Source organism: Paenibacillus ottowii (assembly GCF_050516475.1).
In the GTDB taxonomy this organism is placed as follows: Bacteria; Bacillota; Bacilli; order Paenibacillales; family Paenibacillaceae; genus Paenibacillus; species Paenibacillus ottowii.
The window spans coordinates 2,937,688-2,948,552 of sequence record NZ_CP191577.1; the positions used below are offsets into that span (position 1 = coordinate 2,937,688).

General features: G+C 46.5%; 12 protein-coding genes and 1 pseudogene. 7 read left to right on the forward strand and 6 right to left on the reverse strand.

Translation table 11 applies throughout. From position 1 onward, the window contains the following. Positions 1–16: 16 nt before the first annotated feature. Both ACQQ6X_RS13605 and ACQQ6X_RS13610 read right to left on the reverse strand, forming a co-directional pair. The gene (locus ACQQ6X_RS13605; RefSeq protein WP_305165759.1) at positions 17–721 is read right to left on the reverse strand and encodes a Crp/Fnr family transcriptional regulator; all 705 of its coding nucleotides are present in this window, start codon (positions 719–721) and stop codon (positions 17–19) included. A 58-nt stretch (positions 722–779) separates the two neighbouring features. Next, entirely contained in the window at positions 780–1,205 is a 426-nt protein-coding gene (locus ACQQ6X_RS13610) for a DMT family transporter (protein WP_305165760.1), read from the reverse strand. 234 nt (positions 1,206–1,439) lie between these two features. On the opposite strand from ACQQ6X_RS13610, the gene ACQQ6X_RS13615 reads away from it, so the two are divergent. Continuing rightward, on the forward strand, positions 1,440–2,942 hold the full coding sequence (locus ACQQ6X_RS13615; RefSeq protein ID WP_305165761.1) for a phospholipase D family protein: 1,503 nt from the start codon (positions 1,440–1,442) through the stop codon (positions 2,940–2,942). 35 nt (positions 2,943–2,977) lie between these two features. Here ACQQ6X_RS13615 and cls read toward each other — a convergent pair whose 3' ends face one another. Then, entirely contained in the window at positions 2,978–4,489 is a 1,512-nt protein-coding gene (gene cls / locus ACQQ6X_RS13620; RefSeq protein WP_305165762.1) for a cardiolipin synthase, read from the reverse strand. 196 nt (positions 4,490–4,685) lie between these two features. On the opposite strand from cls, the gene ACQQ6X_RS13625 reads away from it, so the two are divergent. The 6 genes and pseudogenes from ACQQ6X_RS13625 to ACQQ6X_RS13650 all read left to right on the forward strand — a co-directional run bounded on the left by ACQQ6X_RS13625 (position 4,686) and on the right by ACQQ6X_RS13650 (position 7,907). Then, entirely contained in the window at positions 4,686–5,312 is a 627-nt protein-coding gene (locus ACQQ6X_RS13625) for a TetR/AcrR family transcriptional regulator (RefSeq protein WP_326401111.1), read from the forward strand. A 14-nt stretch (positions 5,313–5,326) separates the two neighbouring features. Then, the gene (locus tag ACQQ6X_RS13630; protein ID WP_305165764.1) at positions 5,327–5,668 is read left to right on the forward strand and encodes a DMT family transporter; all 342 of its coding nucleotides are present in this window, start codon (positions 5,327–5,329) and stop codon (positions 5,666–5,668) included. Continuing rightward, positions 5,668–5,982: a DMT family transporter gene (locus tag ACQQ6X_RS13635; RefSeq protein WP_305165765.1), complete on the forward strand. Its 315-nt coding sequence runs from the start codon at positions 5,668–5,670 to the stop codon at positions 5,980–5,982. Before ACQQ6X_RS13630 ends, ACQQ6X_RS13635 begins: the two co-directional genes overlap by 1 nt. Before the next feature lie 14 nt (positions 5,983–5,996). Further along, positions 5,997–6,929 (forward strand): 1-phosphofructokinase family hexose kinase, encoded by a 933-nt coding sequence (locus tag ACQQ6X_RS13640; protein WP_305165766.1) that lies wholly within the window; start codon positions 5,997–5,999, stop codon positions 6,927–6,929. Between the two features lie 218 nt (positions 6,930–7,147). Then, positions 7,148–7,273: pseudogene (locus tag ACQQ6X_RS13645) on the forward strand (VOC family protein); the annotation flags it as partial. A gap of 169 nt (positions 7,274–7,442) precedes the next feature. After that, positions 7,443–7,907 carry a DUF3592 domain-containing protein gene (locus ACQQ6X_RS13650; RefSeq protein ID WP_305165767.1) on the forward strand — a complete coding sequence of 155 codons (465 nt, stop codon included), beginning with the start codon at positions 7,443–7,445 and terminating at the stop codon, positions 7,905–7,907. A gap of 11 nt (positions 7,908–7,918) precedes the next feature. Here ACQQ6X_RS13650 and ACQQ6X_RS13655 read toward each other — a convergent pair whose 3' ends face one another. The 3 genes from ACQQ6X_RS13655 to ACQQ6X_RS13665 all read right to left on the reverse strand — a co-directional run. Further along, on the reverse strand, positions 7,919–8,533 hold the full coding sequence (locus tag ACQQ6X_RS13655; RefSeq protein ID WP_149034559.1) for a LysE/ArgO family amino acid transporter: 615 nt from the start codon (positions 8,531–8,533) through the stop codon (positions 7,919–7,921). Between the two features lie 20 nt (positions 8,534–8,553). Beyond that, positions 8,554–9,306 carry a molybdenum cofactor guanylyltransferase gene (mobA, locus tag ACQQ6X_RS13660; RefSeq protein ID WP_305166126.1) on the reverse strand — a complete coding sequence of 251 codons (753 nt, stop codon included), beginning with the start codon at positions 9,304–9,306 and terminating at the stop codon, positions 8,554–8,556. Positions 9,307–9,447: 141 nt separating this feature from the next. Beyond that, on the reverse strand, positions 9,448–10,865 hold a 1,418-nt coding region (locus tag ACQQ6X_RS13665), incomplete at its 5' end, for an S-layer homology domain-containing protein (protein ID WP_430493450.1).

Below are 10,865 nucleotides of genomic sequence, written 5' to 3' on the forward strand. Positions count from 1 at the left end.
TATTCAATGCACTATTTTACAACGATTCATAAATATTATGGCCCGCCAGTTCACTCAAACCTTTTCTGTCCCGAATGACAATGTATCCTTTTGCCCGTTCAACCAATCCCTCTTCAATCAGCTTGCGAATGACACGGTTGAGGTGCCTGTAGCTGGTTCCGATCAAATTCGCCACATCTACCAGACTGGATACCCGCAGTTCCTCATGAAAGACAGAATTGGATTCGTCAAAAGAAACAGATAGCAGATAGCTCGCCAGCCTGACTTCCACTGGATACATCAAGTTGAAGCTGGAGAAATCAGAGTCCAGGCAAAATTTTCGCGTGACAATATCCAATAGGAACTGTAGTAATGGAGCATAATCTCTGCCGTACTTATTCATCCATTGATGGTGGACACCAATCACATAAATCGGCGACACGGCCTCTACTGTATTGATGACATGACTACTACGAATATATTCAACATCACCTATGACCTCGATCGGTGTTTTAAAGCAAAGGATTAGCGTCTTTCCTTCTGTAGAGTTGGTGAAAATTTTAACCTTGCCCTGCACCAGAATATACAGATGTTCAATGGCATCCCCCTGCGAACAGAGCTTTTCCCCTTGCTCCAAACGATGCAGCGACAAATAGGGATGTAGTGGCTCGTAGAGTACGGATTCTAACTGATGCAGCTGCAAAAAATATTTTAGCTGCTCTTGATCCTGAATTTCTCTCATTCCTTAGCTCACCTTCAATTTCTACGGTCTAAGCTTTTTCTGTAAATAAAGTTCTACTTTAGAGCTTCAAAATAATGACACCCGCGACCATCATACCAATACCTATAAATTGGGGCAGCTTCATCTTTTGCTTCACGATGCCAAACCATCCCTTAATGTCTACCAGAAAAGTTAAACATAACTGAGCTATCAACAGCGCCGAGATTGTGAATGTAACTCCAATATGTTGGATTGCTGTGACTTCACTAAATATAATGATAGCCGCAAAAGCACCACCCCAAAGATACATCGGCTTTACCTGCTTCATTTCAGCCACACGGCCATCTTTTGTAAACATCCAAACGAATGCTGCCAAAATAAAGCCTATGAGCTGAGTAACCGTAGCCGCCTGCCATGTCCCGATATCCTGACTAATCCGTGTATTGGCTACCCCCTGTAGCGTAATACACGCTCCTCCTAGAAAAGCAAACAAGATTCCTCTCATAAATCGTTATTCTCCCCATATCAATGACTTTTGTTATCTATTTAAGTATAGGTCAGCCTGCCCATAAAGGACATATGTCCTCAATTAATAAAACGTTCTCCATTTCATTCCGTTCAGCATACCGCTTCAATTCGGTAGACTTGCGTTAATAAATTAGACAGCATCTAATCATAATCCGCATGTTGGGACACGATAAAACGGAATGCAGCACACAATTGAGGAGCTGATCGTCATATGACTAAACAAAATCCGCTGCATTCTGCGCCGGAATCCCAAAAAAAATCCATGCACAAGGGCCGTGCTCTTAAAATCGCCATTCTGGTGCTGATCCTCTGGTTGATTGCCGTCATGCTGTATCAAACTCATAAACCATTGCCTCCGTTCGTCTCTTATGAAAGTCAGGAGTATTCCACGAACGAGGTAAACTTTTGGACGGATTTGACCTACCCAACCGGGGATGGAAGCAGTGTACAACATGAAGGGCAAATTTTGAATCGTATGCTACGGATCATTGATGAAGCCCAGCAATTTATCGTCATTGACCTGTTTCTGTTCAACGATTATAAACATAAAGGCCAGCACTTCCCTGAAGTCAGCGCACAAATGACCCATCATCTTATCGCCAAAAAGATAGCCCATCCTGATATGCCTATCTTTTTCATTACTGATGAAGTCAATACCAATTATAATTCTGCTCCCAATCCTTTGCTGGAGAATATGAAGAAAGTAGGGATTCAGGTCGTGCAGACCGATGTAGACCCATTGCGGGACTCCACGCCCCTCTATTCAGCCGTGTGGCGTACCTTTTTTCAATGGTTCGGGCAGCAGGGCACTGGCTGGATTCCCAACCTGATGGCCAGTGACGGACCTGATGTTACGGCACGCTCCTATTTAAAGCTGTTAAACGTCAAGGCCAATCACCGAAAATTGGTTGCCAACGAACAAACTGCGCTTATTTCTTCAGGCAATGTTCACGACGCAAGTGCCTATCATTCCAATGTTGCTCTCGAGGTGAAGGGACCGATCATTGCAGATATTTTACAAACAGAGCAGGCGATATTGGACTTCTCGGGTGGAGGGCAACTTCCTGCGTATACGCCTCAAGCAGCACACCTAGCCCCGTCGGGGAAGGACAAGGACAGCTACCGGATCAAATATCTCACGGAAGGCAAAGTGTATACCTCCGTTCTGAATGGCATTAAGCAGACAAAGCAAGGGGATAGCATTCATATGGGCATGTTTTATTTGGCCGACCGCAAAGTATTGAATAGTCTGCTGGATGCCTCGGCGCGCGGTGTAAACATCCAATTGCTGCTGGACCCTAATGAAAATGCGTTTGGACAAGAAAAAATAGGCATACCTAATCGTCCGGTTGCCCAAGAGTTGTCCGATAAATCAAATGGAAACATTCAAATTCGCTGGTATCATACTACCGATGAGCAATTTCATACCAAGCTGATTTACATTGCGAAGGCACAAGGAGAGCATTTGATTTGGGGTGGCTCTACAAATTTGACCCCCCGTAATTTGGATGATTTAAATTTGGAGAATGAATTATGGGTGGCCGCTCCGGCGGACAGCAAGCTGACCCGACAGGTGGCGGCCTATTTTGATAAACTTTGGAATAATCGGGGAGCTGAATACAGTCTGGATTTGGCAGCTTACGAGGATCATTCAACATTTTGGAAAGATATTCTATACCGTCTCCAGGATATTTTAGGCTTTACTACCTTTTAACGTGGGGATTACGACTGTAGCCCATTCGTTGAAGCCTACAATAGCGGTGAAAGCAGACGAGCGAGCGATTCCATTAAACGTTTGAACAGACGCTTTTTCATGAATTCCTCGCGTACGATCAAGCTGGCATTGTGCAAATCTCGCTCATAGTCGTTAACCATCTGCTGCACACTGTGGGTTTGAATCAATAGAGCGTTCACTTCAAAATTCAAATGAAAGCTGCGCATATCCATATTGGCTGTCCCGATAGTCGCAACCTCCCCGTCAATAATGAGAAGCTTGGAGTGAAGGAACCCTTTTTCATATTCATATACCTTGACTCCAACCTCCAGCAACGATTGGAAGTACGAGTGGGATGCGAGAAAAGGCAACCATTTATCCGGTTTCGCGGGAAACAGAATACGCACGTCCAATCCGGATAGGGCAGCCATGCGCAAAGCAGTCAGGATATCTTCATCCGGGATAAAATACGGAGTGGCAATCCAGACGGATTTTCGGGCGGATGTGATCATGGAGAAAAACAGATTTTTAAGCACTCTCCGCTCATTATCCGGGCCGCTGGCAATAATCTGTACGCCGCCGTCCGTGATCGGTTCAATATCGGGAGACAGATATTCGCTATCCAGCACGGATTCGCCCGTCATATGAAGCCAATCCTGTAAAAATATAAGTTGCAACGTCCGCACCGCTTCGCCCTTCACAATCATATGCGTGTCACGCCAGAAGCCGTAGGCTTTGTTGCGGCTGAGATACTCATCGCCTACATTTAGGCCACCGATTAACCCGATATTACCGTCGATAACTACAATTTTACGGTGATTACGATAGTTTACCCGGCTGGAGAAGAACAAAATCCGGGCGCCGCCGTATGCCACAACCTCTACTCCTGCATCTTTCATTTCCTTCAAAAATGCCTTCGATAACTGAATACTACCGACCGCATCGTACATAAATCGAACCTTAACACCCGCTTTAGCCTTTTCGATCAAAATTTTCTGAATGCTGGTACCGATATCATCCGACCGGAAAATGTAATATTCCATATGGATATGATGCTGCGCCTTGCGCAGTTCTTCCAGCAGCGTAGAGAAGGTTTCATCTCCGTTATTCAGAATTTTAGTTTCTGTCGCAAAATAAATCGGGGAGCGGGCCAATCTCCGGGCCAGACGCATCAACTGCTGCTGCTCATCTGTAAAGCAGGTCAGATCTCGCTTGACCCGCAAAGCATCCTTTTCGATACGCTCGTACGCCTGTTGGTCACGCAATGCCTTTTTGTCATACTTACGACGCTTGAATACATTTTGCCCAAACAAAAAGTAAAGAGGAAGTCCAACAACTGGCAGCAACGCCAGCAACAAAATCCAGGACATAGTAGTGGAAGGATTACGATTTTCCGAAAAAATAATCAGACTTATGGAAATAACCGTCAGAGTAGAGAAAATACTGATGACAGTTCCTTCATTTTTGCCGATGTAATTAAACAAGCCAAAATAATAAATAATAAACACCAGAGCCGCGATCAATACGGCCAGTAAGCTTCGCCTCATAACTAACCTCACTTCCAATGGACTGCATTTAAACAGGTATTCTTCATTATATTGTACATGAGCCCCTTATTTCTTCCCACTTTTTTATTTAAATGTTGATTAAAAAAGTGCAAAGCACATAACGAAATGTCCTGGTGTTGACACTTACTTTTTTTCGTGCAAAAATAAACTAACGAACGTTAGGTAGGTGATGATAATGGGAATGAAAGAGATTCGGAAAGCCGCTCTTTTCCAATTTGCCGCCAATGGGTATGAGGGAGCATCCTTGAGCAGTATTGCCGCCGAGGTTGGAATCCGAAAACCGTCTATATATGCGCACTTTCAGGGCAAGGAGGATCTGTTTTTGCAGGTGGCAAGGTATGCGTTTCAAGAGCAGAATTTACGTATTTTTCAATACTTTACGGAGCGCAAAGAACAATCGCTGGAGCATACACTGCATGACTTCCTCTTCTGGATGGAACAAGAATATGAGAGCAATAACTCAGCCAAGTTTATGCTTCGTTTTTCCTTCTATCCACCTGTATCTTTATATAACGAGGTACTAAATATTGTGAATCCCTTTCTCGAAAAAATGGAGCGAAAATTAACTCGTCGCCTCCGAAATGCACGGGATCGGGAACCTTTTGCACATATGGAACCAGCGGATATGGCTTTAGCTTACATGACATTGGTAGATGGAATTATAGTAGAGCTGCTGTACAGCGGAAGTACCAACTACCACCGAAGGTTAAACGCGGCATGGCCTATTTTTTGGCGTGGAATTACGTTAATTTCATCTCTCGAAGGATCAAGTAGTATGAATTGCAAAAATATAGTAAATTAAGGAGAACATTCATCATGAATCGCAGTTGGATTTACGTTTTTGTTGGAGGCCTGATTGAGGTCGTATGGGTATCGGGTTTGAAGCATGCAGATTCTGTACTCACCTGGGCTGTAACTGTGCTGGCTGTGGTGGCCAGCTTTTATTTAATCATGAAAGCTGCAAAACGCCTGCCTGTAGGCACGGTGTATGCTGTATTTACCGGACTGGGCACGGGGGGAACCGTCTTAGGCGAAATGCTGCTATTCGGGGAACCGTTTCAATGGTCTAAAACGCTGTTAATCGCCCTTTTGCTAGCAGGTGTGATCGGCTTGAAGTTAGTTACCGATCGTGATGCTCAGGAAGGGAGTGGTGCATAATGGCTTGGATCGCACTGGTTATTGCGGGATGTTCGGAAGTGCTTGGAGTCATCGGCATGAAGGGAGTAACGGTCGGCAAAGGGTGGAAGGCTTTAGCACTTATGATCCTATCCTTTATTCTTAGCTTTTCTCTGCTCAGCTACGCCATGAATAGTTTGCCCATGGGAACATCCTATGCTGTATGGACAGGCATCGGGACGGTAGGTAGTACAGTTACAGGCATGCTCTTGTACGGTGAGCAAAAAAGTGTACTGCGTGTTTTATTCATCGCCATGATTCTTGCTGCAGCACTGGGCTTAAAGCTGATTTCTTAAAGGAGTGATGCCTTGTGATTACCACTGTAACGCTTAACGCGGCCGTGGATAAAATCTACACGGTTGCAGGCTTTGGACTGAATACCGTCCACCGCATTGAAGGTGGCCTGACAGTGCCTGGCGGCAAGGGCGTAAATGCCGCTCGTGTCATTCGCACGCTAGGCCAGCCTGTGCGAGCGACTGGGTTTGTAGCCGGGCACACCGGACGGCTGCTCATCGACGGGTTGAGCGCGGAAGGCGTAAGCGCCGATTTCATCGAAACGGCCCACGGGGAAACCCGTCTCGCCATTACCGTGCTCGACCCTGCTACCCGCACGCAGACCGAGCTGATTGAGAGCGGCCCGACCGTTGGGCCGCTCGAACTAGCCGCGCTGCGGCGCAAAATTGCGACCCTTGCCGAGGATTCAGCTTGGATCGTTCTCTCCGGCAGCCTGCCACCCGGCTGCCCGCCTGATCTATACGCCGAGCTGTGCACGCTGGCGAAGGAGCACGGCGCGCGGGTGGCGCTGGACGCCAGCGGTGAGGCGCTGCGCTTGGGCCTGCGCGGAAAGCCCGACCTCGTGAAGCCTAACGAGGAGGAGGCTGCCCGCTTTGCGGGAATCGACGCCGCGCGCCCGGATGCCGCTGAAGCGGCGGCCTCGCAGCTGCTGGAAGCCGGAGCGCAGCTGGCCGTCATCTCGCTCGGCGCGCGCGGGGCACTCGCGGTAACGCGCGATGCACGCTACCGCGTAAGCCTGCCGGACGCGGACATTGTCAGCGCGCTCGGCAGCGGTGACGCCATGGTCGCCGGGCTGGTTAGCGGCGCGGTGGCGGGGCTGGATCTCCCTGCCATGCTACGGCAGGGAGCAGCCTGCGGCACGGCGGCGGCCCTGCACGCCATGGCCGGCAAGATTGAGCTCCAGGACGTGAAGCGTCTGGAGCAGGGAATTACGGTGACGCTGTTATAATTCAGCGTCACCTTTTTATTTCATCGTTCATTCGCTTATTTAATGTCCCGATAACAGCTTTCTCAATGGTTTTTGTTCCAAATACTAAATATGGGTTTCTCAGCTGACTTACAGCAAAACCCTATTTTTCAGTATATTCTTCATACAAATATGCGACTTTGAAGGCCCCAGCTTGACTAGCGAATCCTGAAACTCTGCAATTTCCTCTACAGACGCACAATCAGCTTACACTTGGTGAACCTTCTCTCGTTATAACAAACGCCCTAGTCCACAGCCCTAATGGTGAAGTTATCGAATTTATCGAGGATGTTGATTTTGATATGTCCCTATCGAGCAAAAAGTAGTCCTCTCAGCTATGAAAAAAAGACCCACTTCCCAGGAAGCGGATCTTTTTTATGTGCTATCCATTTTGATTTAAATCCCCATGGAAAAATTAAACTATTCCTAAGTATATCCGATATATTGATTATCGCTTGGTTAAAGGAGTAGATTATCATTTCAATTGATTTTAATGTGTACTGGTTTCATTTTAGCTCCGATCTGCTCATGCCGTTGTTCAGCTTGATCGGTCTGCTGTTCATCTATTTTGGATTTAAAACGATTCGTCGTCATCGTTATCGTAAACGCCACTGGGTCCGTACCAAAGGGCAAATCGTAGATGCCCATATCGAAGTAGACGTAGATGTTGTTCCCTTTGACCGTGACGATCCGGTAGATACCAGCTACACCCGCCGATTAAAGGTACGCTTCTATACAGCTTCAGGTGAAGCCGTGGAATTCTGGAATCCTTATAGTACCAATCTCAGCCTCAACCGGGTTGGCAGCAAGATTAAGGTACTATACAATCCGGCCAACCCTCGGGACGCCCGAATTGCTGGCGGTGTCAATGGTGCAGGCTGTCTGGCCTTTATGTTGTTTTTGATCGGTGTCCCCTTTGCTTTGAGCGGGGTATTCGCTATATTAAAGTTTTTCTTCTAACAAGGTTCGGGTCACATACTGTTCATAAAATTTATGGCCATATAAATGGCCAGCCCCAAAATAATCAGTGCTGATATTTTGTTGAGCACAGTACCAAACTTTCCTTCTGAATCCATGCGTCCTACAAGCCGTCCTGCCGTTGCCAGACCCACAAACCATAACCACGATACTGACACAGCTGCCAGACCAAAGGCCCAGCGTTCCACGCCGTTATATTGCAGGGAGCTGGTTCCAATCACACCAACTGTGTCGAGTATGGCATGTGGATTTAGTAGCGATACCGAGGCGGCAAAAATCATCTGGCGTTTTGGTAGCATCGGCTGACTTTCTCCCGAGGAAGCAGCCTTTGAGTTCCAAAGAGTCCAGGCCATATACAGTAAAAACAAACAGCCTGCTGCATAAAGCACATTCGTGAGCCATAGAAATTGCTGCAAAATGAGGGATACGCCCCCAACAGCAAGCGTGATCAGGATGGTGTCACAGACACCCGCTGTAATGACAGCAGGCAGTGCATTGCGAAACCGCGACTGGGACGCCCCCTGATTAAACACAAACACATTTTGTACCCCTAAAGGCAAAATTAACCCCAATGCCAATAAAACGGCATGAATAATAGCTTCTAGCATGTTATGTACTCCCCCAAAAATCACATATCTTCTCTCTCAACTTCCACTATTCCTTTCTGTCTCGATACGTCTTCTATACACTCCAATTGTTTCACGATAAGCTGGTAGTCCTGTGGATAGTTCATGTTGAACACAGCTTGCTTCCACATGTCTAGGCTCGCCCCCGGCCATTCACCAGCTCTCTCATAATGAACGTTCAAGGAATTTAGCCAGTCGATCAGACGCAGGCTTCCACTCTGTAAACATTGCTCCGCAGACAGCAGCACACTTCGATGATATACTCCCAGTAACGGATGTATACGTCCATCCACAGATGCAATCACCGCCTGTAATGCTGGCTGTGTTGACTGGGGCAATAAGTCATTTTCACAAAACGGTACCTGTTCTCTTTGCGCGTGTTTTTGTTCACTCGCTATCTCTTGTGCAGCTGTCCAGTTCGTTGCGTGAGCAAGCAAAGCATGTAATATCTCTGGCTGCACAAAGGGCATATCGCAGGCTACGACGATCCCCCATTCCGTTTTGGAAGCAGAAAGTCCTGCATGGATACCGCTCAAAGGCCCCAAACCGGGATATAGATCTGCCGTCGTTTCCAGCCCAAGTTCTCTATATTGTTGTGTATCCCGCGTTACCACAATAACTCGCCCAGCAACCTTCCCTAGCACAGCAGCGATTCTCTCCAGTACCGTAACTCCTTCGAACTTGAGCAGCGCTTTGTCCTGGCCCATTCTGCTAGAACGTCCACCTGCCACAATAATTCCAGTCACCTCCACCATCACTATCGCACCTCCTTTTTTCCTAAACAACGATCATGAAACAGCGGTAGCTCTAATAATAGCATTTATTATAAAGCATAAAAAATAGCGATCCACATGGACCGCCAAAAAAAGATTACTTATTCGTCTAATTCATTTTTTTTAATTTGTAAATTTAATAAGCTGCAAAAATCGTTTTAATATCGAAGTCGCCTCTACCCGTGTTGCCTGTTGTTTGGGAGCAAGCAGGTCTGGAGACACACCCTTAATTAAGCCTTGTTCTGTGGCCTGCGCCATAGCCTGCCGGGCCCAAGGAGAAACAGTAGATGCGTCGCTGTAAACCTCTTTATATTCCTCACTAGAAGGGATGGAATTTAGAGTCTGAGCGTAATGTACAGCCTTTTCAGCAATGACCGCAATTTCCTCGCGAGTAATCACCTTTTCTGGTCCGAATGAATGGTTCCCGTAACCTCGGATCAGACCTGCTTCTATCGCAGCTCCAACACTACCAGCATACCAGGCATCTTCTTTTACATCTGTGAACTGTTCTGGTAATGGCTTCTCCTGCATACCTAATCCACGTGCAAGCAATGCCACAAATTCAGCCCTGGTTACAGTCCGATTTGGCTCAAAAATATCAGGCTGAACGCCTTTGACAATCAGCTTGTTTGCCAGCATCTCCACATCTTTTTGTGCCCAATGGTTCTCCAGGTCCTTGAACTTTTTATCTGCTGAGACTACAGCATAAATGCTGTTATGATTGGATTTGATGGTTGCCTCCGTTTGTCCATTCACATTTCGAATCAATACAGGAACAGATGATAAAGCACCTGTCTTAGGATCAAACCATACGGCCGCTACATGTTTAGGATCAACTTCACGATCCAAAATCAATTTTCGCTCCACGTAATTCCCGAAAAATTCAGTGATCTCTTGATTTCCGGCCATAAGTTTAAAATCAATTGGGTTTACCAAAACATCCATTAAACCAGTCTCAGCAATAGCTTGTCTTACTTGTGTCCCGTTTTCATCTGTTAAAGATGAAATTTCAACTGCCAAGCTTTCTTCCGGATATAATGAGACCAATTTATCGATCAGTTCAGAAGAAAGAGTAAACTGAGCTACATTTGTGCGTATGCCAATTGGCAGATTTGTGTTTTCTTTCTTATACTGTTTTAAAAAGGCGGAAGGTATACTCACCTTTGCTGCTTTACTATAGCCCGAAGCATCAACTACCAGCTCTTTCCGATCAACGTTTATAACATTCAGAGCTTGACTAGCATCGGCATTATTTAGCCCCACTAGCTGAATTGAAGAATTCACATCGACTGTAGTTTTAGTATCAGTTAATACTCTGTCTGTGTTTGTCGCAGATTGGGAATTAACAGATAGGAAATCTGATTCAGACGTTTTCTTGTCTTTCGAACGATTCGATCTCCCGTCGTGCTCATCCCGCGTACGGAACGTCCAGTCCTCTGGCGCATGCATTCCCGCATACGGGTTCATTGCGAAGTCCGTCAGCGTTCCTGAGGTAATTTCCAGATAGTACGACTTCCCTTCCTCCAATTCACCAGGTAGCC

Bases quoted from the DNA above. Each gene is read 5' to 3' on its own strand.
- ACQQ6X_RS13605 (WP_305165759.1), bottom strand. From the start codon at position 721: ATGAGAGAAATTCAGGATCAAGAGCAGCTAAAATATTTTTTGCAGCTG.
- ACQQ6X_RS13610 (WP_305165760.1), bottom strand. From the start codon at position 1,205: ATGAGAGGAATCTTGTTTGCTTTTCTAGGAGGAGCGTGTATTACGCTA.
- ACQQ6X_RS13615 (WP_305165761.1), top strand. From the start codon at position 1,440: ATGACTAAACAAAATCCGCTGCATTCTGCGCCGGAATCCCAAAAAAAA.
- cls (WP_305165762.1), bottom strand. From the start codon at position 4,489: ATGAGGCGAAGCTTACTGGCCGTATTGATCGCGGCTCTGGTGTTTATT.
- ACQQ6X_RS13625 (WP_326401111.1), top strand. From the start codon at position 4,686: ATGGGAATGAAAGAGATTCGGAAAGCCGCTCTTTTCCAATTTGCCGCC.
- ACQQ6X_RS13630 (WP_305165764.1), top strand. From the start codon at position 5,327: ATGAATCGCAGTTGGATTTACGTTTTTGTTGGAGGCCTGATTGAGGTC.
- ACQQ6X_RS13635 (WP_305165765.1), top strand. From the start codon at position 5,668: ATGGCTTGGATCGCACTGGTTATTGCGGGATGTTCGGAAGTGCTTGGA.
- ACQQ6X_RS13655 (WP_149034559.1), bottom strand. From the start codon at position 8,533: ATGCTAGAAGCTATTATTCATGCCGTTTTATTGGCATTGGGGTTAATT.
- mobA (WP_305166126.1), bottom strand. From the start codon at position 9,306: ATGGTGGAGGTGACTGGAATTATTGTGGCAGGTGGACGTTCTAGCAGA.